Origin of the sequence: Brasilonema sennae CENA114 (genome assembly GCF_006968745.1) — a bacterium.
In the GTDB taxonomy this organism is placed as follows: Bacteria; Cyanobacteriota; Cyanobacteriia; order Cyanobacteriales; family Nostocaceae; genus Brasilonema; species Brasilonema sennae.
Genome location: NZ_CP030118.1, coordinates 3,667,760 through 3,689,878, shown reverse-complemented (window position 1 = coordinate 3,689,878; position 22,119 = coordinate 3,667,760). Strand labels below are relative to the sequence as shown.

Annotated in this window: 19 protein-coding genes and 2 pseudogenes; 11 read left to right on the top strand and 10 right to left on the bottom strand. The window is 42.2% G+C overall.

The annotated features are described in order from the left end of the window. Positions 1-9: 9 nt before the first annotated feature. The 5 genes from crtO to DP114_RS15680 form a co-directional block, all read right to left on the bottom strand. Complete coding sequence (gene crtO / locus DP114_RS15700) at positions 10-1,707, bottom strand: beta-carotene ketolase CrtO (RefSeq protein WP_169264825.1); 1,698 nt, start codon at positions 1,705-1,707, stop codon at positions 10-12. 211 nt (positions 1,708-1,918) lie between these two features. Continuing rightward, complete coding sequence (locus DP114_RS15695) at positions 1,919-3,178, bottom strand: MFS transporter (protein ID WP_171976532.1); 1,260 nt, start codon at positions 3,176-3,178, stop codon at positions 1,919-1,921. Between the two features lie 185 nt (positions 3,179-3,363). Further along, positions 3,364-4,101 (bottom strand): LmeA family phospholipid-binding protein, encoded by a 738-nt coding sequence (locus DP114_RS15690; RefSeq protein ID WP_171976531.1) that lies wholly within the window; start codon positions 4,099-4,101, stop codon positions 3,364-3,366. A 428-nt stretch (positions 4,102-4,529) separates the two neighbouring features. Further along, positions 4,530-5,219 (bottom strand): class I SAM-dependent methyltransferase, encoded by a 690-nt coding sequence (locus DP114_RS15685; RefSeq protein ID WP_171976530.1) that lies wholly within the window; start codon positions 5,217-5,219, stop codon positions 4,530-4,532. 89 nt (positions 5,220-5,308) lie between these two features. Then, on the bottom strand, positions 5,309-6,268 hold the full coding sequence (locus tag DP114_RS15680; RefSeq protein WP_171976529.1) for a hypothetical protein: 960 nt from the start codon (positions 6,266-6,268) through the stop codon (positions 5,309-5,311). 183 nt (positions 6,269-6,451) lie between these two features. Between DP114_RS15680 and DP114_RS15675 the strand changes: the two genes are divergently transcribed. The 7 genes and pseudogenes from DP114_RS15675 to DP114_RS36315 all read left to right on the top strand — a co-directional run bounded on the left by DP114_RS15675 (position 6,452) and on the right by DP114_RS36315 (position 14,667). Beyond that, positions 6,452-7,909, top strand: coding sequence for a sensor histidine kinase (locus tag DP114_RS15675; RefSeq protein WP_171976528.1), 1,458 nt, complete (start codon positions 6,452-6,454; stop codon positions 7,907-7,909). A gap of 96 nt (positions 7,910-8,005) precedes the next feature. Further along, a complete protein-coding gene (locus DP114_RS15670) occupies positions 8,006-9,187 on the top strand; it encodes a sigma-54-dependent transcriptional regulator (protein ID WP_171976527.1) in 1,182 nt (393 codons plus the stop codon). 12 nt (positions 9,188-9,199) lie between these two features. Next, positions 9,200-10,561: an RNA polymerase factor sigma-54 gene (locus DP114_RS15665; RefSeq protein WP_171976526.1), complete on the top strand. Its 1,362-nt coding sequence runs from the start codon at positions 9,200-9,202 to the stop codon at positions 10,559-10,561. 183 nt (positions 10,562-10,744) lie between these two features. Next, entirely contained in the window at positions 10,745-11,248 is a 504-nt protein-coding gene (locus DP114_RS15660) for a hypothetical protein (protein ID WP_169264818.1), read from the top strand. Then, complete coding sequence (locus DP114_RS15655) at positions 11,245-13,095, top strand: ATP-binding protein (RefSeq protein ID WP_171976525.1); 1,851 nt, start codon at positions 11,245-11,247, stop codon at positions 13,093-13,095. The genes DP114_RS15660 and DP114_RS15655 overlap by 4 nt, the downstream gene beginning before the upstream one ends. Before the next feature lie 21 nt (positions 13,096-13,116). Then, a pseudogene (locus DP114_RS36320) lies at positions 13,117-14,166 on the top strand (tetratricopeptide repeat protein); the annotation flags it as partial. 111 nt (positions 14,167-14,277) lie between these two features. After that, on the top strand, positions 14,278-14,667 hold the full coding sequence (locus DP114_RS36315) for a tetratricopeptide repeat protein (protein WP_370469285.1): 390 nt from the start codon (positions 14,278-14,280) through the stop codon (positions 14,665-14,667). Positions 14,668-14,681: 14 nt separating this feature from the next. On the opposite strand, the gene DP114_RS15645 is transcribed toward DP114_RS36315, so the two are convergent. Then, positions 14,682-15,143, bottom strand: a complete 462-nt coding sequence (locus DP114_RS15645) for a hypothetical protein (RefSeq protein ID WP_171976523.1) — start codon at positions 15,141-15,143, stop codon at positions 14,682-14,684. Positions 15,144-15,438: 295 nt separating this feature from the next. Between DP114_RS15645 and DP114_RS35015 the strand changes: the two are divergent. Then, positions 15,439-15,600: pseudogene (locus DP114_RS35015) on the top strand (aspartate aminotransferase family protein); the annotation flags it as partial. A gap of 131 nt (positions 15,601-15,731) precedes the next feature. Here the strand turns inward: DP114_RS35015 and recA are convergent. From recA to DP114_RS15630, 3 genes are all read right to left on the bottom strand, one after another. Continuing rightward, positions 15,732-16,814 (bottom strand): recombinase RecA, encoded by a 1,083-nt coding sequence (gene recA, locus DP114_RS15640; protein WP_169264814.1) that lies wholly within the window; start codon positions 16,812-16,814, stop codon positions 15,732-15,734. A 528-nt stretch (positions 16,815-17,342) separates the two neighbouring features. After that, complete coding sequence (locus DP114_RS15635) at positions 17,343-18,350, bottom strand: glycosyltransferase family 2 protein (RefSeq protein WP_169264813.1); 1,008 nt, start codon at positions 18,348-18,350, stop codon at positions 17,343-17,345. A gap of 13 nt (positions 18,351-18,363) precedes the next feature. Then, entirely contained in the window at positions 18,364-19,068 is a 705-nt protein-coding gene (locus tag DP114_RS15630; RefSeq protein ID WP_169264812.1) for a C40 family peptidase, read from the bottom strand. Between the two features lie 13 nt (positions 19,069-19,081). On the opposite strand from DP114_RS15630, the gene DP114_RS15625 reads away from it, so the two are divergent. From DP114_RS15625 to DP114_RS15615, 3 genes are all read left to right on the top strand, one after another. Then, the gene (locus DP114_RS15625; RefSeq protein ID WP_169264811.1) at positions 19,082-20,026 is read left to right on the top strand and encodes a serine hydrolase; all 945 of its coding nucleotides are present in this window, start codon (positions 19,082-19,084) and stop codon (positions 20,024-20,026) included. A gap of 149 nt (positions 20,027-20,175) precedes the next feature. After that, positions 20,176-20,967 (top strand): YdcF family protein, encoded by a 792-nt coding sequence (locus tag DP114_RS15620; RefSeq protein ID WP_169264810.1) that lies wholly within the window; start codon positions 20,176-20,178, stop codon positions 20,965-20,967. 71 nt (positions 20,968-21,038) lie between these two features. Then, positions 21,039-21,263 (top strand): hypothetical protein, encoded by a 225-nt coding sequence (locus DP114_RS15615; RefSeq protein ID WP_169264809.1) that lies wholly within the window; start codon positions 21,039-21,041, stop codon positions 21,261-21,263. 143 nt (positions 21,264-21,406) lie between these two features. Here the strand turns inward: DP114_RS15615 and DP114_RS15610 are convergent, their stop codons facing one another. Then, positions 21,407-21,676 (bottom strand): ferredoxin-thioredoxin reductase variable chain, encoded by a 270-nt coding sequence (locus DP114_RS15610; protein ID WP_169264808.1) that lies wholly within the window; start codon positions 21,674-21,676, stop codon positions 21,407-21,409. Positions 21,677-22,119: the final 443 nt, after the last annotated feature.

Genomic DNA, 22,119 nt, shown 5'->3' with positions numbered 1-22,119 from the left:
CTGGACGTTTTAGTTGTTAATCTTAAACACAGATTCAACTGTTGATTTAATCGAATCCCCTGCGTCCTTTAGCCTTTGTACTATGGGCTGCTTACTCTGCAAAAAGACTCGCGCACAGTTGCGTCCTGGCATTCCTGAAATAGAACCGCCGGGATGAGTGCCTGCACCTGTCAAATACAAACCCGAAATAGGTGTTTGGTAGTTGGCAATCTCTGGCAAGGGACGGAAAAATACCATCTGATCTAAAGTCATATCAATATGGTAATAATTTCCTTTATACGCGCCTAATCTTTCTCCTAGTTCCGCTGGACTTTCCACACCACGGGCGATAATTGCGTCCTTCACATTTGGTGCGTAGTCTGCAAGCTTATCAATCACCTTGTCTGCGACTTTGTTTTTTAATTCATCAGTCCACCCTGTACCATTTAAACCAGTACCTTCTGCACCTGCGACTTGATACGGACAGAAAAACTCAATCCATGCGGTATGCTTACCAGGAGGTGCCATTGATGGATCTAGCACTGTTGGCACAACGACATACATTGAGGGGTCAGAATCTGGAATTTCTCCTAAACTACATCTGCTATGAGCCTGTTCTACATGAGTAACAGAATCTGCTATTAAAATAGACCCAATCAGGTATTCGTCCTTGTGTTCGTGGTGTTCAAACCGCAGTGGTTCGTTTAAAGCCAAGTCTATCTTGAGGATAGTTTCGTTGTTGTTGACAATGCGGCGTTCTAATCTTTCCCGTAAACCTGGATCAGCAGCATTTACATCGCTGGTATCCATTAATTGTAAAAATACACGCTTGGCATCAATGTTTGAAATCACTGCGTGCTTAGCACGGTATTCTATGCCATTAGCTACCCGCACACCAACAGCACGATTATCGTCAATCAAAATTTTCTTAACCTGCTGGTCTGTGAGGATAACGCCGCCTTTACTTGTCACCAAGTTTACCAAAGCTTGCGTTAATGCACCAGTACCGCCACGCGGTCTAGTCATCCCTGGATTATGACGCATTGCCATCATAATTGCACCAATACCAAGGGTTTTTTGGGAGGGAGGTGCACCAAGTTCTGATGCAAGTCTTGCCAGAGGTGCTTTGAGAAATTCTGAATCAAACCACTCGTTGACAATATCCTCACCGCTGGTTAGCATATTGCGAATAAAGTCCAGAGCCTTATTGGTAGAACCAATTACCGAAAATAAATCTTTCAGCTTTGTAATGTCGTAGTTGCCAAGAATATCTAAGACAGATTTGGGCGGTGCATTAAATATCGGAATCATTGCACCAATCGCCCGCTGCCAGTATTGTGTAAATTCTAGATATTTTTTGGCATCGCGTTCATTGTAACGCGCAATTTCGGCACTCGTTTTTTCTACTGATTTATGAGCTAAAAAATACTTGCCATCCGGATGCGGACAGAAAACAACAGGATCGCACTCCAGATATTGCAAACCGTATTTTTCCAGCTCTAATTCTTGTACAACTGGTCCTAGATGAATAAACTCGTGGTCAATAGCACACAAGTTAAACTTAAATCCAGGAGCTTCTTGTGGTAAATATTCTTCTGTTGTTGCTCCACCACCAGGAATAGGACGTTTTTCCAATAGTAGCACACTATAGCCAGCCTTGAGCAAATAAGCGGCACAAACTAAGCCGTTGTGTCCTGCTCCGATAATGACAACATCATACTCTTGCATAAATGAAAATTTGTGCCTATATGTTCCTTTACGAGGTTACAAATTATGACATCTAATTCCATCATTCGCCAGTTATAGAAATGCGAGGTAATCAGAGAATAGAAAGAAATTGGCTAACCACTAATTGTAAGAAAGAGGAGACAATTAGTAATTAGCTGTTGTATAATGTGCCCTATACTTTTACGATAGATCGTTATTCATAGAGTTTTTCTCAAGACTCGCTTGAAACCAAAGATTGTGCTTTGTGTGAACCTTTGGTTTCTGGTACCAACATCCAGAAAATAACAGTAGCAACAGCGGCGATCGCAGCCAAGCCCAAAAAAGCAGTATTGTAGCCAGCCTTTTCCACAACAAACCCAGCTATCAGATTACTCAGACCAGCACCTATACCAATAGCAGTATTTAATGCTCCTTGTGTGATATTAAACCGACCTGTGCCCTTAGTTAAATCCGCAACCATGAGTACAGAAAGTACTCCGAAAATACCGCCAGCAACTCCATCTAAAATCTGTACAGAAACCAAAAAATAAGGATTATCCGTTAGAGTATAAAGTACACCACGAATTGGCAACACAGCAAAGGCAAGCAAAAAGACAGGTTTTCTGGCAGTATGGGCCAAACGACCAGCCAAACTAGCAGAAGGAATCATCACCAACTGAGCTACGATCATGCAAGCTGACATATAAAGTGTAGCTCCTGTAGCTTTGCCTTCTGAGAGTCTTTGACCGACGAGTGGTAACATCGCCGCATTGGCAAAGTGAAACAGAATTACTGCAAGACAAAATAAAAGTATGCGGCGATCGCTAAACAACTGCATAAACCCAGAGACTTGATGCCCCTCTTTTTCTGGAGTGTCCTCATCCTCTGCTGCAGCCCCACGCGCTAATTCATGGTCAATTTCCTTTTCACGAATCCTCGAAACGGCGACTGCACTAGCCCCCGCCATTGCTGCAACCAGAAAAAAGATGCCTTTGCGAGTAATAAAATGACCTACCACACCAGCCAAAACTGCTGCAAGTACATTACCCCCATGATTAAACGCCTCATTGCGACCAACTCGGCGATCAAATTTATTATGTCCTACTAGTCCTAAACTAATAGCGGCGATCGCCGGTGGAAACACAGCCGCTGCTAAACCAATTAAAATTTGACCACCAATAACTACCGGAAAACTCGGTAACAGTGCTATTACAATACAACCAATAGATACAAGCGTCGCACCCGCCACAATCAACATTCGTTTTTGACGCAATCTATCTACCAACCCACCTGCTGGTGTCTGTGCAATGACTGTTGCAACAGTTGAAGCGGACATTGCAATTCCAATATCGGCTGGATGCCAATTTTCTGAAGCTTTCAAAAAAATAGCTAAATATGGACCAACGCCATCACGTACATCTGATAGAAAAAGATTTAAGAAATCGAGTGATATTAAACTTTTCTGACTTGGTTCTCTACTTTTTTCATCCATAAATATAACTCGATCAAACCAATCTTATTTCATCATTGAAATTTAGAGCTGTCTATATCTCTAAAAGTACAGTTTTAGGTCTATTTTCCTATGCAGCAGTTAAGCAGATACAGCATATGCAAAGGTATTTACTTTTTACAACTTAGTTGATGTACGTCTTTTTCTGAATCAAAACTTCAAAAATCTCAGAAGGATGGAAGTTTTTTTAAACGAGCATCTACCAAAAGTATCATAATCTCTTTTTGTATTTCCATTTTTCTGATTTGTAACACGATATTTTCATATTTAAAACTTGGTAATTTTACCAATTCTTTCACTTTTTGCATTAACGCAACAACGACTTCAAGTGAAATTCCTTCTCCTTGAGTGCAGTTAAAATATTCTAAAATGATAGGTTTTTCGTCGGTACGTGGGGAATATTGTGCTGTAAAACTTAATGGACGAGTATTTCCATCCTCTGTTAATGTCACTTTTAACGCCACTGTCATTTTGTTATCCTCTAGTAGCTTCATTTGTATCTCCTCTGGATATAAAGATACAGTTTTACCATCGGCATTAAACTTAAAAGTTGGCATCTTGCTACGGATAAACTCGGAAATCATAGCACGGTTAATATCTTTTTCTGTCATGACAACACGAGTAGTGATATTAACTGGTTCATTCAGTTCAACTTGACCAAAGAGAACACTGAATGGATTAACTGCGACGTTATCTATTTGCAGCTTGATTTCCTGTATGCGAATATCTTGTTTGACCAGTCCCTGACCTTCAACAGAAACTCCATCTACCATACCCTGCAATAATTTCAGGAAATCAGTTTGTATATCTACGTCTATTTTGTCTGCTGTATCTAGCTGTTTAGAAAGTTGCTTCTCAGCTTCGCGGGAAAGCATTTTTTCTTCTATACGTTGATCTTCTGACATGAGTGAATGATTTCCTAGTATGGTGTCACTGCTTAATTCTGACGCCAACAACTGAGGAGTGTATCTACATCAGGATATAGAAGATATAAAAAAGCTGAATTTGCTAATTTTCGCTTAGGAGTTGCATTTGTCATCTGACATCAAATTGATATATTAGGAAGCCTGTTTGATTTTGTGAATTGATAAAGTGGAGGTATGCAAGGCTTAACACTTAACAGAAAATGTACCTAATTTTGTCAAAATTAAATATGAGTTCTATAGCAATCCGTCCAGAAGTTGTGAAATTACTCGTTGAGGTAGGAAACACTTAATAGAGAAGAATAATATACAAATGTACTTTCTTCTTTTTACAAGTGAAAGATGACTCATATATTTTTTACCTCAAAAGTTTAAACAAATCTATAATTTTATAGTTATTTAGCTTCAGTTTATACCAGATAATTATGATTGATAAATTCGATTCTAAATCGCCTGACGGGTGGTACTTCATTATCAAAGTAGTCTTCTAAAGGAGAGATAGCATTTAACCCAACAGCATCCTCGGAAAGTTCTGTTTTCGTAAGTGGCCATGGCATTGTACCAGGTGGATTTTCTTCATCGCGTCCACGTGCAACAATTAGTAACCTACCTTGCGGTCGAACAAAACTAGCTATTTTTTCTAGTGCAGATGTACGAATGTCAGGAGGTAAAACTTGTAAAGTATATGCTTCAATAACAAGATCAAACGACTGATTCCACTCAGTTGGAGGTTTAAGTAAATCTGCCGCAACATACTTCACTGATGATAATGGAAAGCGTTGCTGACACCACTTGATAGCCGTCAAAGAAATATCAAACGCAACTACATGACAACCAAGTTCAGCAAATTTTTCTGCATCATCTCCAAGTCCACATCCAACTACAAGAACTTGTAAACCCTGGAAAAAAGACGGTGCTTTTTTATCAATCCAAGCTAGTATATTCGGATTTGGCTTCATATCAGCCCAAGGAATTACATAAGGATTCTCATTAGCAGCTAAATATAGTGCTTCAAACCAACCTAAAGGATCACCACAATCAATGTAAATTTTCGCGAACTGTCTAGCGCTGTTTCTTGTTTCTGAAGGTTGATTATTCATGATGAGCTTAGGTTGGTACAAATCAAGTTAACGATGTTTTGGCAGTCATTAGTCATTTTCCTGGCGTCTTTTGGATTCCTTAACTTTTTTTAAGGAGCAACACCCACACTACGTTCATTCACCTTTAACGTAGTAGCTTTAATAACTTCCCCGTATTTATTGCGAGTACCAAAACCCTGCACTTGTACTTTGTCACCAACTTGAGCCGTATCAACAAGTTGATTGCCAATATGAGGTGGAAACTTCACTTGTACTCCTGAAGAGAGAATCACGCCATTGATTTCTCCTCGATGTCCAACCAACCATTTTTGGGCTTTTCCTTCGGCTGATAAACTGCTGTAATCAGTGGGAGTTGGTGCTGGGGGGGGTGCGTCAGCAATTGCTTTGTTTGTGATTGTCTGTTGGGTTTGACGATTCGTGATTTCCCTTGCTTTGATTTCTTGTCCAAAGGATGTGGACACGCCGGTTTTACCTGTGACGCTAATCTCAGTTCCTAGACTGACTTGTGCAACTAAATTTCTGTTCAGGTGTGGTGGAACTTTCACTTGCAGTCCATTGTTGAGCAATAACCCATCCACTCTACCTTCAGGGTTGAGGAGGTATTGCTGAATTTTACCTGTCAATGTGGTTGCATTATTGTCTAGAGGAACTGGTGGTGAATCTGGGGGCTGTGAAGTACTTGCAGTTAGCTGGTTAGCATTGCGAGGATTTGGTTGTACTGCATTGATTTCAGATGAGGTTGCACTCCAAGCTGGATTTCTAGTCATGGCAGTGTAAGCCCACATACTACTGAGGGCGATCGCCACCCCCACAGCCCCACTACCAAGCATCAGCCGCAGCTTATCCCTTTGCGTCTGGTCTTCCATCTGTTTTGCCTGCATCAATTTTAATGCTTCCTGAAGAGCTTCTGGTGAAATATTTGCTTCTGCTGCTGCCTGCATCAATTCTGCAGTTGAGTAATCTTGATGTCGCTGCGCCTGCAACTTAGCAGCAAGAGCAAATGCATCAGCAGCCGTTTGACTAGATATACGATCATTGGGATGATTCATGGTAAAGTCTCCGTGAATAGATCAGAAGTGATTGTCAGGCATGTATCTGCTACACAATGCCTGGTTCACAATTATGTTGTGCAAAAATCGTGCCAAAGATACAGGCTAGATGCATTTGAGTAAGGCAGGATAAGATATGTGACACTATTGACACAGATCACCCTTCAATGAACCCAATCTTTAATGAAACTCCGACGCTGGACATTGCGGCAACAGCTAACTATTTTAAGTATTCTATTTCTAGGTTTAAGCGGGGTGGCACTATTGCTGTTAGTGCAACTGTTTGAAAGTTTTGAAGGCGCAGTGGTGGCTCGTAATCAGCAAGAACTTGCCAGAGCCAACACGCATTTAATCAAACTGTTTTGGGAATCAGGTCTTTTTGAGATGGGAGTTCCCAAACGAAAAATAAATAGACCTTTACAAGAGCTTTCCACTGAAGTACTAGCGAACTTTGGGCGAGTTGAAGGTGGCTTTTACCTGTTAGAAAGAGATCAACTTCTGGGCTATGCTTATCCCACACACGGTGCACCTGTGCCCAAAAGCGATATTCCACCAGCAGAACGAGACACAATTCTCCAACTGGCACGACAGGCGACAAGTCAAGGATTGCCCCAAGAATTGGTGCTACGTCCTAAGCTAGACGTTGTGCTGGTGCGCGCAGATCCTCTGTCAGCCTGGGGGGCAGTATGGACAATGAAACGGATACCTCGCACAAAAGACAGCCAGCAAAAAATTTTTAGCGTACCAGTTGTCTTGGGAATTTTGGTGGTGGGTTTTTGGACTTTTGCCATTGCGCTCCAATTACAGTGGGGTGTGCAACGGCTACAACAAAGCATTAAGGCAATGGAAGCGAATCAGGCAAATGAAATTCCACCCCTACCTGCTGAGATGGGAATGTTGGGAGCGGCTATCAACACAATGCAGGCCCGTCGTCAAGAGTTGGAGCAGCGTTTGCATCGTGTAGAACGACTGGCTTCACTAGGACAGCTAGTCGCGGGTGTTGCTCACGAAATCCGCAATCCCCTTGCTAGTATGCGTCTCAATTTACAGTACACTGATCGTCAACTGCGAAAGCAAGGCTTAACCACATTGCCTATTGATAGTCTGCTAGAACAAGTAGACCGTCTGGAGCATCTTGTACAGAGACTTTTATATTTTGACAAAAATCAGCAGCAGGAAGCTCTAGTTCTGACATCGCTAGAGGAAATTGTTTTGGAATCCGTCTCGCTGTTGCGTCTCAAAGCCGAAGAACAAGGAGTAGATTTAGTCTACCAAACTCCCACTCACCCAATACGAGAAATTCCCTTGCGTCGCCGCGAACTCGGACAAGTGATGGTCAATTTGATTCTCAATGCCATTCAAGCTAGCCCTGAAGGACAACAAGTAACCGTGGGAGTGGAAAAGGAATCAGACGTTAAAAATCAGCAAAAAGATCGTTACTTTGTCGCTTGGGTAGAAGATAAAGGAGCAGGTTTACCACCAGAAGAGCAAGAACGTATTTTTGATCCATTCTATTCCACCAAACCAGAAGGAACAGGACTGGGACTCTCAATCAGTCATGAAATTGTAACTCGACATGGGGGATACATCCAAGTGGAATCATCTCCTGGAAAAACACGATTTAGTATTTATTTACCTTAAAACTTACGCAAAAACTCTCTCAAACTTTTCTTTCTTTGCGTCCTTTGCGTCCTTCGCGGTTCGTTTTCTCTTCCAAATTTCTCAGCAAAATAGAAAATGGCTAAAATTCTGATTATTGATGATGAAAAAGCACTGCGGCAGGCGATCGCCCAAATTCTTCAAGACGAAGGCTACGAAGTCCTCCAAGCAGCAGATGGAGAACAGGGTTTAAAACTCCTCACTGACAACACAACTCATCCTGATTTAGTCTTCCTAGATTTAAAAATGCCCAAAACCCAAGGAATCACAGTCCTAAAAACTCTAGAACAAAGACTGTTTGAGTTACCTGTCATCGTCATGACTGCTTACGGTACAAGTCGTACAGCAATTGAAGCCATGCAGTTGGGTGCTTACGATTACCTAAGCAAACCTTTTGATTTAGAAGACTTAGTTAATATCACCCAAAAGGCACTTGCGCATCACCAAGAACCTGTGTATAAACTGGGAGAGTCGCACTTGCAGAGTTTGGATCAGTCGGATGAGTTATTGGGGCGATCGCCCGCCATGCAAGAAGTCTTCAAACTCATCGGACGCGTTGCTCCTGGAAACACCACTGTTCTTATCACCGGAGAGTCAGGCACTGGTAAAGAATTAGTCGCTTCCACACTCCATACTACCAGTCCCCGTCGTAAGGGACCATTGGTGAAAGTCAACTGTGCCGCCCTCCCAGAACATTTGCTAGAAGCTGAGTTATTCGGACATGAAAAAGGTGCTTTTACCGGAGCAAATCACCTGCGAATTGGTCGCTTTGAACAAGCAAACTGTGGTACCATTTTTCTAGATGAAGTCGGGGAGCTTAGCCCTGTGATTCAGGGTAAGTTGTTGCGTGTCTTACAAGACCACTCCTTTGAACGGCTCGGAAGTAACCAAACTCGTACTGTAGACGTACGGATTCTCGCCGCTACTAACCGGAATTTAGAGCAGATGGTTAGGCATAACCAATTTCGCGAAGATTTGTACTATCGTTTCAACGTAGTGCGGATTGATATGCCACCATTGCGCGATCGCCCTGAAGATCTGGAACAGCTAACCCAGTACTTTTTGAGCACCATTGCCTTACGTCGAGGACTCAAGCGTTTAGCACTCACAATGGCAGCAATGGAGAAACTCACAAGCTACCATTTTCCCGGAAATGTACGTGAATTGCAAAACACACTGGAACGTGCTGCAGTGCTTTCCGGTGGAAGAACAATATTACCAGATCATCTGATTTTGAGTCAAGAGTCACAACCACAATAGGAGCAGAAAGTCATGTCTGCACTCATATCCACACCTTCGGTAGAAACCCACTTAGAGACTCAAGCAGTCCTTTATCCAAGCTTGCGCTATCTTGTGCAGCTGCTGCCCTTGGATCATCGACGGGTTATTAAGCATGTTAGAAATGAAGTTGAACAAAATCCTTTTTTGCGCAGCACGACGAGTTCTGGCAATAAAGAAACTCTGGTGTCAGATGTTTTACCAGATTGGTACACTCCACCAGCGGCAGAACTTAGTCTTCAAGAACATCTGCAAGGACAAATTTCAGCCCTTAACCTATCTTCTCGGCAGCAAAAAGCCTTACTTTACTTGATTGAATGGTTATCTCCATCTGGCTACTTAGAAGAATCACCGCAAGTTTGGGCGGCGGGTAGTGGATTTTCTATTAGCGAACTAGAAGGGGTGATTCCTGATTTGCAAGGTTTGGATCCGCTGGGGATTGGTGCGCGATCGCTTCAAGAATGTCTCTTATTACAACTTCCAAATCAACCCGAAAATTTAGCAACACTATTAGTCAGGGATTATTTAGAGGAGATAGCAGCTTGTGTCAGCAATTCCACTGAGGCACAATGTCACCGAGATGCGCTACTGCAAAAGCTGCGACAGACAAGATCTAGTCTTGATTCTGAAACACTCAAGAGTGCTATTCGCCAGATTCAAACGCTAGAACCTCGACCAGCCAGGAACTTTAGTCACAGCCCCGCACCAATTGTCACCCCCGATTTGAAAGCAGAACCTCATGCAGGCGGTTGGCAAGTTATGTTAGCTTACGAGGTGAGTCGAGATTTCTACCTGGATGAGGAAGCTGTTGCTGTTCTCAACCGCCCACATCGTAAAACCAAAGAAACTCAACGACTGGAAGTTCTGTTGCAGAAAGCTCGTTCTTTACTCACTGCATTGAACCAATGGCAAGATAATCTCTTGAAAGTGGGAGAGTTTTTGGTTGCTCGTCAGCAAGCTTTTCTTTCCAGTCGAGACGCGTTGGATCTTGTTCCTACACCACAACAAATGGTTGCTCAAGCGGTGGGACTCTCAAATGCAACTATCAGTCGGATTGTGCGCGAGCGATATCTGTTAATTGGTGGACAACCAAGCCAGATTGTACCGTTACAAAAGCTTTGCACACCTGCTCGTGTTGGTGGACACACCCCACAACAAATACAGCAGTTCATTCAGCAACTAATTCAAGAAGAATCTCCTGCAAAGCCTTATAGTGATGACCAATTGGCACAGTGGATTAAGTTGCGGTTTGGTCTACCCATCGCTCGCAGAACCGTGACCAAGTACCGCAAAATGGCAGGTGTTGATTCATCTAGTCGTCGTAAGATGCCCGTAGGGCAGGGTATAAGGGTGTAAGGGTGTAGGGGTCAAAATAGCTATCTGCGTGTCGCTCAGGGCTTGATACAAGGATTGATAGTATATTTTTATGTCCATTTCAGTAATTTCCTACTGAAAAAAAACCTAATTTAACCGGATAACTTGGTTATAATCATGAATAATACGTAGAAATGCGATTATCTTGAATAAATATGATTGCTTATGCGCTCTCAAGAAATTAGCCGTCAACGATTAACTTCTCTTGAAGATATTTTAGAAATTTTATACGAAAAGCTTGGGGAATTTCAAAAGGAACTTGTTGTCACAGCCAGTACCCCTGCTAAAACCGAATTGAAGATGCGAATTAAACGAGAAATCTTACCGGATGTTCGCAAGTATGAGGTTGAATATGGAGAACTCCTTTATCAAAGGGCTGATGCTTATTTTATTTCGGATTTGCAAGCCGAAAATGCTTTGATGCGGGTTATGGAAGCTGTTGAACGTTTAGAAATGCAACGTTCAATTAACTACCCCGATGAGTTGCTGCGTTTGTTAACAGAAATTCGTACCAAGCTTGACGAACCAGGAAAAACGGCAAGTGCAAAGTTAAAAGTAGCTCTACCTATTGTTCCGGCTATTGCATCCTATGAGTTGGAAATGGATACAGAAGCTTTAATGGTTCGGTCATGGCAACAGGTAAAATCGCTGTTTAGAGGTAGAGGATGAAGCAAGAGGAGTTTGCTAGTTTAGAAAAAGCGCTTAATTCTTGGCGGGATAAGCGTGACTTTTTTGAGGTAGAAAAAGTTGAAACGGCAGACCCCGAACAAAAATATTCTCTTCACCGCAAGATTAAAGAATGTAATGAAAATATTAACAGATTAGAAGCAGAAATAAGCGAAAGGCAGAAAAAAGCTAATAATTCAACGTCTCTGCCTTTTCAAATACCTTTTATATTGCCACAAAAAGATGTCTCTAGTTTTACTGGTAGAGATGAAGAATTGCAGCAACTTCAAGAACTGCTGATTCATCGTCAAGGAACCAAACTGTGCAGCATCGCTGGTTTGGCTGGTACTGGGGGTATCGGCAAATCAGCGCTTGCTTGTCACTTCGCTACGTTACACAAAGCAGATTTTCCTGATGGTGTCATTGGTTTGCGGGTTGATGGTAAAGATGCAGACACCATCGCTCGTGATTTTGCTCGACGTTGTGGAGAAGAAGTAGAACCGGAAGATGAGCGAGACGCAAAAACCATCATGCAAGATGTGTTTGCTCATCGTCAGATACTGTTGATTTTCGATAATGCTGAAGATGCCAATATTATTAAGGAATTATATCCAGATGGTGAGAGATGCGCGGTTATTATCACCACACGCGATCGCTTCTTGTCCATTTCGTTAGATATTCCCGATCAAGGTAGGATTGAAGTTAAACCGCTCTCAAAACCAGAATCATTACTCCTGCTGCAAAAGCTATTAGGCGAAAAGCGCATCGCAGCAGAACCTCAAATATCTGAAGAAATTATCGAGTTAGCAGGCTATTTACCCCTAGCATTACAAATTATCGGCGCTGCGCTAAAATCGAACCTAAATCGTCGTCTGGCAGACTATGCGGCTTCATTGCGAGAAGAAAGACGATTGGCAAGATTAAGGGTTCCAAAAGATAAACATTTAGATGTTCGTGCTTGCTTCTCACTTAGTTTAAAAGAACTTCAGCCAGAGCAAATTGATTTTTTTTCTTGTTTAAGTGTTTGTGCTGAGGATGGATTTTCTCGACGTTCTGCAACAGCAACAGGTAATTATAGTGATGAGTATACGGCACAAGATGACCTCGATTGGTTATGTCGGTTTTCACTACTTAACTATGCTGAGGTAGGAGAGAATCGATTTGTTTTTCATCCGTTAATTCGTGCGTTTGCTCATGAGTTGGCAGTTGAACGCGGATTGCGAGATGATGCAGCAACTCGACACGCTGAATTTTTTATCAATTTAGTTAAATCCAGCGATGTTGGTTTTGTTGATAGTGCGATCGCAGAGGATATTAACGGTATTATTTTGGTTGCTGATTGGTTGCAACATCAACAAAGTCCTGACTATGAATTTGCATTTCGGCTGCAAGAATTTTTTGAAAAATATGGCTACTGGAAACAAGCAGTAGCATTCATGTTCCGGTTCCAACTTTTAGCGGAACGATTTGAGGATTGGGAATTGGTAGTTAAATTTCGCATTCAACAAGCAAAGTATCTTTCTCTGGAAAAACAATATTTGAATGCTGAGGTAGTACTTGCCCCTATTTCCGGAATACTGCAAAAAATCGAAATCCAGGCAACCCGTCACCGCTATCATGCAAAGTGGCTTACTACCCTTGGAAGTATACAATGGCGACAACACAAATTAGACCAGGCTGTAGATACTCTCAAACAAGCTTTAGCTATCCAAGAACTATTGGATGAACCAGATGGTTTGTCAATTGTGCTAAATAGCTTAGGAAGTGCTTTGCAAAAGCAAAGCAAACTTGCTGAAGCCGTCGATGCTTTTCATCGTCAAATTGAAATCAGCCAACAATTTGATGATTAACGCCAAGAAGCAAGAGGTTTAAACTGCTTAGCTGGTGTTTTGCAGCAGCAAAACAAACTCGATGAAGCCGTCGATGCTTTTCGCCGCAGTATTAAAATCAGTCAACAACTCGATGATAAACGCCAAGAAGCAAGAGATTTAAACTGCTTAGGTAATGTTTTACAGCAGCAAAACCAACTCGATGAAGCCGTCGATGCTTTTCGCCGTCAAATTGAAATCAGCCAACAACTCGATGACAAACGCCAAGAAGCAATCGGTTTAAACTGCTTAGCTGGTGTTTTACGGCAGCAAAATAAACTCGATCAAGCTGTCGAGGCTTTTCGCTGTCAAATTGAAATCAGCAAAGAACTTGATGATAAAGATTCTGAAGCAAGAGGTTTAAACTGCTTGGGTGGTGTTTTACAGCTGCAAAATAAACTCGATGAAGCTATCGATGCTTTTCATCGTAGTGTTGCCATTCAAGAACAGTTTGGCAACCAACGCGGCTTGACAATTACCCTAACAAGTCTAGCTGCTGTACTGCGTGAACAGGGTGATCTTGAAGAGGCGATAAAAATTCTTGAGCGTATTACTGATATTGAGCAACAGCTAGATAACAAACGTGGCATAGCGATGACACTAACGACTCTGAGTGCGGTACTGCGCGAACAGGGTGAAATTGAAAAAGCTATTTCGACTCTTGAGCGTATTATTGTTATCGAAGAAGAATTAAACAACCAGGAGCGGAAGTCAATAACACTTACCTATTTAGCTGAGATATTGCATCATCAGGGTTACTTCTTGCTCGAACAAAAGCAATTATATAAAGCAAAAGAAGCTTTCAAAAGCAGTTACGACATATCTGAAAAACTAGGAAACCAGAAAAGCTCGGCTATTTCATTGAATAATATAGGGAGAATTCTAGAATTACAATATCAATGGGAAGAAGCTGAACAAATATTAAAACGCAGCCAAGATATTTGTGCCGAATTGGACGATATTAAACCTTTCATCTTTGCCCTTAATACCCTAAGCAGAGTACTAATCAATCAACAAAAATGGAATGAAGCAGAGAAAATTCTCAGACAATGTTATGACTTATCTACAAAAGAGCAAGACCAACGTGGACAAGCAATAATTCTTAACAGTCTGGGTAGAGTATTACACAAACAGGGAGGAGAGAAAAAGTATAAATTAGCGCTGATGTTTTTCCAAGAAAGTATCAAATTAGGCGAGCAATTAGGCGACCAAGAACATCTAGCAAAAGTTTATACTGCAATGGGTCAAACTTTACTTGCACATGAAAACTTAGAAGAAGCTGTTATTCAACTTATAAAAGGTTTTGAAATCGACAAAAATTTAAAAAATGAAACAGGTTTGACCATCGTCACATCAGATTTAACTCGCGCACTGTTGAAACTTGGCAGACTTGATGAAGCAAGAATGTACTGTGAAAAAGCACTTGTGATCGCACCAAACCACCCAACACTACTAAACTTGGCACACCATCTTACCCCGTCACCGAGACAAAACACTAAACCTATCCTAAAACGTTGCCCCGGTTCCCAAGCCCAGCCTGGGAACCACAGGTAACACTTCATCAATTACTATTGTGGTGCAGGAGGTGGAGGAGCTGCTTCATTTCCACGTGCAGGAGGTGGAGGGGCTACTTCATTTCCACGTGCAGGAGGTGGGGGCGGAGCATTCCGTCCATCTGGTCTGGGAGCCTTTGCTGGCCCCTGATCTGGGCGAGGACCCTTCTTGTGTGGTCGTTTTCCTGGCTTCTGTGGAGGACGTGGTGCTTGAGCCTCGTAATAACGGTTATATGGAGGTTCCCTAAATATACTTGGTCGAGGATTTTGCACTCTTGGATTAACCTCTGCTGGGGGGACTGGTCGCGCTGCTGGTTCTGGTGGGGGTGGCGAAGAGCTATCTGGTGTAAAAATTTGTATGTCTTGGGGTTGTGGTTGAGCAAATGCGGGAGTTTCCACGGTGATCGCTAAACTACTCACAGCCAGAACTAAGAATACACCTAAACGACCTGACTGATATTTTGCTGGTTGAAACATTACATATTTTCCAACGTGTCTGATAATAATGTTTTGTGCAAAAATCGTGCCAATTTGATTTTTCAGCGTCGTTAAGATTTACTAACGAAAATCAGTCTTTTTAAGCAAAAATATTTAATTTAACTGTGTAACTTATTTAGTATCCACTAGAGTTTAAACAAAAAGTCAGCGATATGCTTTTCATCTTAAAAATTTAGTATATAAGTATACACACAATCTTTTTGTAGTACAAGACTATTTAATCAATATTCAAATTTGATATCAACTTTTCATCGTAGACCTTTGACAATCTAATATCAGAAATCTCAAATTCAGAGTTACTCTACCTCGTGTACCGCACTTGGTAACATCTTTACCTGGTTCTTGTGCGAAAGAGATAGTGGAACGCGATCGCGCTGTCACTTCTTGTTCCTACACCCCCGACTACCCCTTGGTTGTTAATCGAGGTGAGGGGTGTAGCCCGGTTCGCTCGATACACAAAATCCTGATTCATCTAAATATTTAATTACGCGGTACTGTACTAGCAAGTTGCATTAGTTTGATAAGTGGAGCGATCGCTCCACCCACCAAACAACAAAAGTGCTAGTGTTACTCTTCTTCCACTAGCTCTAAGTCCTCATCTTCTTCATCTTCACTTGTCTTGCTCACAGAGTTAGCAGAAACAACAGCTCCCATTTCTAGTTTTTCACGCACCAGCTGCTTAATTTTTTCAGCAAATTCAGGCTTGTCTTCTAGGTACTTAATGGCATTGTCTCGTCCTTGAGAGATGTTTTCACCGTTGTAGCTGTACCAAGCTCCCTTGCGGAGCAAGATACCAGTTTCTTCTGCCAAATCGACAAGACAACCTAAAGTAGAAATACCTTTACCAAAGATAATGTCAAATTCCGCGACTCTAAAAGGTGGTGCTACTTTATTCTTTGCAACTTTGACTTTCACACGGTTACCAAATTCCTCTGTACCTTTTTTCAAGGTTTGAATCCGGCGAATGTCTAAGCGTACTGAAGCATAATACTTGAGAGCGTTACCACCAGTTGTTGTTTCTGGGTTACCGTAGCTGACACCAATTTTTTGGCGCAGCTGGTTGAGAAAAATCACCGAGCAACCAGATTTACCAATATTGCCAGTAATTTTACGTAAAGCTTGACTCATCAATCTCGCTTGAAGACCAACGTGAGCATCTCCCATCTCGCCTTCAATTTCAGCACGGGGCACGAGCGCCGCCACTGAGTCAATAACGACAATGTCTACTGCAGCAGAACGGACAAGTTGATCAACAATTTCTAAAGCAGCTTCCCCAGTGTCAGGTTGCGAAATGAACAGATTTTCAGTGTCAACACCCAACGCTGCAGCGTAGGCGGGATCAAGGGCGTGTTCAGCATCAACGTAGGCAGCTATACCACCATTTTTTTGTATTTCCGCAACTGCGTGCAGTGCTAGTGTGGTCTTACCAGAACTTTCTGGACCATAAATCTCAATCACCCGTCCTTTGGGTAAACCGCCACCTAGCGCCAAATCCAGGGTGAGTGCTCCACTAGAAATTGTCTCTACCCGCATCCGGGTAGCGTCACCCAAGCGCATGATTGTTCCTTTACCAAAAGTACGCTCAATTTGATTGAGTACCATGTTGAGCGCTTTTTGCTTGCCGGCATTATCTGTGGTGTTAACAGCCATTCGATCCCTCTATGTATCTCTATCTATATATTTGTGGATTTGTTTATGGATTTAGAAGTGGGGTTTGGAAGCTTTATAAGTACTAATGTACTATTCATCTATTTAAACACACTTTATGAAGTACCCACCACCAAATCGGACTACCGACTTGGGCTACTTCCCGGCGGCATGGTGAAAAAGGGAAGTGTGACAATATCCTAACGCAAGAGTGGTCTGGTTTGGATAAGTAAAAATAACTATGTAACCTAAGTTACCAGTTCTTCATGTAAGTGACCGATTTGTTTTATTGAGTGGGCGTGATAGTGATATAAACTAGTGATTATACTGAATATTTGGCAATTTTTTTCTCTTATTCATGTAAGCTTAATGCCGAGGGGGTGCATGGGTACGCGCAAGGACGCATGTCGTATGAATCGACGAGTAAAAAACCAGCCGAAATTTCATAACCCAAATTGCGGGCTATGCAGTCACAGCTGATTGCCATAAAAATAGATTTTGTGGACTTCCAAATAAGTCAACCCTTTGGGGCTAGACTTTCGTGACTACTTCACGCACACGATAGATGGGGCGTCCTTGGGATTCATGGTAAGTACGCATCAGTAATTCTGCCAACAAACCGAAGCAAAACAACTGTACCCCCGTTACTAGCAAAAGAACTGCCAGAATTAGTAAAGGGCGATCGCCAATATTTTGATGAAAAGCAAATTTGACAAAGGTCAAGTAAATTCCAATCGCCCCACCACAAGCCATTGAAACCAATCCCCACAACCCAAAAACGTGCATTGGGCGTGTAAGGAACTTTTTCATAAATAAAATTGTTAACAAATCCATCAACACTCGGAACGTCCGCCATATCCCATATTTGCTGCGACCAAAGCGACGGGCATGATGACGCACGGGCATCTCTGTAATTCTAGCTCCTTCAATATACGCTAAAGCCGGAAGAAAGCGGTGCAGTTCTCCATAAAGGTTCATATCTGCCACGAGTTCGGCGCGGTAGGCTTTGAGCGAACAACCATAGTCATGAATATACACACTCGTGCTTCGCCTAATTAACCAGTTGGCAATTTTGGAAGGAAGTAATCGATTCACAGCACCATCTTGGCGATTTTTCCGCCAACCGCTGACCAAATCGTAGCCTTCCTCCAACTTTGCTAATAGCATAGGGATATCAGCAGGATCATTTTGAAGGTCAGCATCTAAAGTGACAATTGCTTTACCAAGTGCGTAGTTAAACCCAGCAGCCATCGCCGCAGTTTGACCATAATTGCGACGCAAAATCACGGCTTTCAAATCGTTGCGGATTTGCGCTTGTTCTCTAAGAAACTCTGCTGAACCATCTGTGGAACCGTCATCTACACAAATGATTTCATAACTCAACTCAGTTGCGGATAAAGTGAAGGCGATCGCCTCAAGCAAATGAGGCAAACTTTCCACTTCATCATGCACAGGCACCACAACCGAAACATCTGGAACAACTGAGGATATCGCCTCATCTTGTCCAGCAAGTCTATCAGAAACCAGTCCACTCCTCATATTTCTCTTTCCCTCAGCGTCTTTGTGGTTCGTAATTCCTGACCACTCTTCCTGCACCGCGCAGTTGCTGATAATATGACTGACTAACCTTCTCTCCTTGTTCCGAAAGACGATCTATGCCAATTCCATTACGTCCTATTTCTTTGCCGGAACTATGGATATAGCAGCCATCTTTCAAATAGAGTCCCACATGAGTCGCTTTTTGGGAAGTTCCGAAGAAAACAAGGTCACCTGGTTGTAATTCTGCCATAGAAATGGCTTGGGTGAAACCTTCCTGCTGATAGGCATCTCTGGGTATACGAATACCTACCGAGGCGAACGCCGCTTGCATCAATCCCGAACAGTCGTAATTTGGTCCTACCGTACCACCCCAGAGGTAATAATTTGGTTGTTGCATAGCTTGTTGGGTAAACCCAATCACCTCTGGCAGGTGTTTTTTTATCTGTGATTCCGAAAATCTTTTCGCTTTATAAGGTACAGTGCATGATTGTAATAAACCCAAATCGGATAGTGATAGCCATCCTGGATAGTCATCTTCGGACAAACACACCTCAACTGCACAATCTTGATAGTTTGATGTTACCCACAAATATCGCCCAGTTGCAGCTTGAGTTGCCAGTCGTTGACAACTAGGAGAATCATATATGTTTACGTTAGTTAGGCACTGGTACTCAGCTGATTTGAGAGTTTGGATTTGAGATTCTAGGTTAAAGGACATTGGTGAAACAACAATGAATTTCTTCTTTAATAAAGACGATCAACTAGAAAAACTTGGGTTAGGCATTTTAGAAGCAACTTGGGCTGCATTTCCAACTTTAGCCCGCAACCAAATTGCTTTGACTTGGATTGTCTACGATCCGCCAGTACTAATGAACACAGGTGGTGCATTAACTCCAGATGATTTTTGGAACTACCCGATTCGTGGTTTCACTTATCGCGGAGTGGAACGAATTTACCCTGCAAGTGTGGTGAAGTTGTTTTACTTGGTCGCAGTCAACGAATGGCTGCACAAAAACATGGTTTCCAATTCTTTAGAAGTGGAAAGAGCTATACGCGATATGATTGTTGATTCTAGCAATGATGCGACAAGTTTAGTTGTAGATATCTTAAGTGGAACTACTTCTGGACCAGAATTATCACTTGGACCATTTGAAACTTGGAAACAGCAGCGCAATATTGTCAACCGCTATTTCCAGTCTTTTGGGTGGTCAGATATGGAAACGATTAATGTTTGCCAAAAACCCTGGTGTGATGGACCTTACGGACGCGAACGGGCTTTTGTAGGAGAGTTGCTAGAGAATCGGAATATGCTGACAACAAATGCTACCGCCAGGTTGCTACACAGTATTATTGGTGGTGTGGCGGTGTCTAGTGGGCGATCGCAATCCATGATGAGTTTGCTCAAACGCAGTCTTAACCCGAATGACTTGCCAAAAGATGTTGAAGAAGACCAAGTGACAGGTTTTTTAGGCGCTGGACTTCCTCAAGAAGCAAAAATTTGGTCAAAAGCAGGTTGGACGAGTCAAGTCCGTCATGATGCTGCTTATATAGAGTTAAACGAAAAACGCCCTTATCTGCTTGTTGTGTTTACTGAAGGCAAAACAAATGCTAAGAACCGCGAAATTTTGCCTTTCGTCTCGAAGCTAGTGAGGGAAGCAGTTGAGGGTTTAGGTTAGTAGGACTTACGCAGAAGAGATCCCCCTACACAGTTAAAAAGGGGGCTTTTAAGATTCCCCCTTTTTAAGGGAAAATCAAGGTTTCGGGTTTTGAGTGCGTAAGTCCTGAATTAATTAAAAACTCATAGTTCTATTGAGACATTTGGCAAATGTTTTTATATCTCTCTAAATTGCTACCATTATTTTTTTATCCTCTGGGACTCGCTTGCTTGTGCTTATTGGTAGCATTTTTTATGTTATGGAAACGACCACGCACAGCAGCACTTGCAATTGCATTCGCGCTGATGCTATTGCTACTTACTAGTAATGGCTGGGTTTCTCGATTACTTGTCCAGTCTTTAGAATGGCAACATCTTCCACTGACTGAAATACCAACGGCAGAAGCTATCGTAGTTTTGGGTGGTGCGACTAAATCAGCTTTGCCACCACGACCATCGGTAGATTTAAATGAAGCAGGCGATCGCGTCATTTACGCTGCTCAACTCTACCGCCAGAAAAAAGCCCCTATAATCATTTTGAGTGGTGGTCGCATTGAATGGAAGGGAGGCGGTTCATCAGAGTCAGCGGATATGGCTAGTATTCTCACTGCTATTGGTATCCCAAAAGAAGCTATTGTACAGGAACCCGATTCCCTCAATACTTACCAAAATGCGGTGAATGTCAATAAAATTCTCAAATCTCGTGGAATTCGCCGTGTTTTGCTAGTTACTTCCGCAATTCATATGCCGCGATCGCTTCTTATCTTCCAACATCAAGGTATTGATGTTATTCCAACGCCTACTGACTTTCTCGTTAGTCGCAGTGATTTGCAAGAACTAACTAGCACCCCAAAAGCAGCGTTGCTAAATGTGTTACCTGATGTTGATAATTTACACATGTTTACGTCAGCTTTGAAAGAATACGTTGGTATTCTCGCTTATCGCTTGCGGGGATGGCTGTAAGTCATAATAAATAAAGATTTGTAAAATAAGTTCGACTTTCAACTTTTAACTTCTAACTTAAATTAGTCAGTATGTCTCAAGAGTTATCGCAAATCATACCTTCTCCTCAATCCGAAGTTGAGGATACATTTTCTGCATACCAAACAACTCATCAGTTTTACACAGAAGTTCAGACGCGCTCAGAGTTCAAGCAATATTGTGAACGTTATTATATTACAGCAGAGCGCAATCGTCAAGATTTAGAAAAAATGCGGGGCGAGCTAAATATCATGCGGTGGTTTCGTAAAACTCGGTAGGCGTATTCTAACGTTTCACTAGTTCTTCCTTTGGGAATAATGTAAGAGTCATTAGATATAGTAAAGTATGGCCTCCTGCCAAAAGGAGGCTACTTATTTTCAAAAATGATACTCACTAAATGCAGTCGTTGACCACAAATAAGTTAGATAACTTCTAACTCTGCTTCACGCAAGTGAGCCTTAAATTTTTTACTAAATTGGACATAAATCGGTAAATTAGCACTGACAGGTCTACCTTGCCATTGATTAATTATACTTATCACTTCACCTTCTGTGCCTTTGATGTCAAAAGGTTGACCGCGATGCTCATTATGATGGTAGACTATGACGGATTCTTTAACGCGGACGCGATCGCCAATTTTCATATTAGTATTTACACTTAGTTTTTGTTCCATAAGTGTCTCCACAGCCATCCCTCACTGAACTTGCTTTTTTGAAAAGTAGACTGCTTGCACATTTTATTGCTGTTGGTAGTTAGTTTGCACCAGACACGCCACATTTACGCCTCTGTAGCTACTAGACAAACAAAGCCTGCCCTTGCAGGCTTTATTATTCAATGATTAGCTATAGTCCTTGCCTGCTTGTCCTTCCAATCAAGAAAGAGATAAACAGGGGTATGGCAACATCAAAGTCGCCTCGGACTTCGGCAAGAGGTCTAATCCTTATTATCTTTACTCTTGGATGTTCCCAAGGTCAACTGCTTGCTTAAGATTCCGAAATCATGACTTTATAAGAGATAGGCTAAAAACCCCCGAGGAACAGTTGCGCAGCAACGTATTCTGTGCTATTTCCGAAGGAGCACGCTACGCGAACAGACCGGAGGATGCGCAATTGTCACAAATCAAATAGGATTGCT

What these genes read in the sequence shown, in the direction of transcription:
- crtO (WP_169264825.1), bottom strand. Translation starts at nt 1,707, where the DNA reads ATGCAAGAGTATGATGTTGTCATTATCGGAGCAGGACACAACGGCTTA.
- DP114_RS15695 (WP_171976532.1), bottom strand. Translation starts at nt 3,178, where the DNA reads ATGGATGAAAAAAGTAGAGAACCAAGTCAGAAAAGTTTAATATCACTC.
- DP114_RS15690 (WP_171976531.1), bottom strand. Translation starts at nt 4,101, where the DNA reads ATGTCAGAAGATCAACGTATAGAAGAAAAAATGCTTTCCCGCGAAGCT.
- DP114_RS15685 (WP_171976530.1), bottom strand. Translation starts at nt 5,219, where the DNA reads ATGAATAATCAACCTTCAGAAACAAGAAACAGCGCTAGACAGTTCGCG.
- DP114_RS15680 (WP_171976529.1), bottom strand. Translation starts at nt 6,268, where the DNA reads ATGAATCATCCCAATGATCGTATATCTAGTCAAACGGCTGCTGATGCA.
- DP114_RS15675 (WP_171976528.1), top strand. Translation starts at nt 6,452, where the DNA reads ATGAAACTCCGACGCTGGACATTGCGGCAACAGCTAACTATTTTAAGT.
- DP114_RS15670 (WP_171976527.1), top strand. Translation starts at nt 8,006, where the DNA reads ATGGCTAAAATTCTGATTATTGATGATGAAAAAGCACTGCGGCAGGCG.
- DP114_RS15665 (WP_171976526.1), top strand. Translation starts at nt 9,200, where the DNA reads ATGTCTGCACTCATATCCACACCTTCGGTAGAAACCCACTTAGAGACT.
- DP114_RS15660 (WP_169264818.1), top strand. Translation starts at nt 10,745, where the DNA reads ATGCGCTCTCAAGAAATTAGCCGTCAACGATTAACTTCTCTTGAAGAT.
- DP114_RS15655 (WP_171976525.1), top strand. Translation starts at nt 11,245, where the DNA reads ATGAAGCAAGAGGAGTTTGCTAGTTTAGAAAAAGCGCTTAATTCTTGG.
- DP114_RS36315 (WP_370469285.1), top strand. Translation starts at nt 14,278, where the DNA reads ATGTTTTTCCAAGAAAGTATCAAATTAGGCGAGCAATTAGGCGACCAA.
- DP114_RS15645 (WP_171976523.1), bottom strand. Translation starts at nt 15,143, where the DNA reads ATGTTTCAACCAGCAAAATATCAGTCAGGTCGTTTAGGTGTATTCTTA.
- recA (WP_169264814.1), bottom strand. Translation starts at nt 16,814, where the DNA reads ATGGCTGTTAACACCACAGATAATGCCGGCAAGCAAAAAGCGCTCAAC.
- DP114_RS15635 (WP_169264813.1), bottom strand. Translation starts at nt 18,350, where the DNA reads ATGAGGAGTGGACTGGTTTCTGATAGACTTGCTGGACAAGATGAGGCG.
- DP114_RS15630 (WP_169264812.1), bottom strand. Translation starts at nt 19,068, where the DNA reads ATGTCCTTTAACCTAGAATCTCAAATCCAAACTCTCAAATCAGCTGAG.
- DP114_RS15625 (WP_169264811.1), top strand. Translation starts at nt 19,082, where the DNA reads ATGAATTTCTTCTTTAATAAAGACGATCAACTAGAAAAACTTGGGTTA.
- DP114_RS15620 (WP_169264810.1), top strand. Translation starts at nt 20,176, where the DNA reads ATGTTTTTATATCTCTCTAAATTGCTACCATTATTTTTTTATCCTCTG.
- DP114_RS15615 (WP_169264809.1), top strand. Translation starts at nt 21,039, where the DNA reads ATGTCTCAAGAGTTATCGCAAATCATACCTTCTCCTCAATCCGAAGTT.
- DP114_RS15610 (WP_169264808.1), bottom strand. Translation starts at nt 21,676, where the DNA reads ATGGCTGTGGAGACACTTATGGAACAAAAACTAAGTGTAAATACTAAT.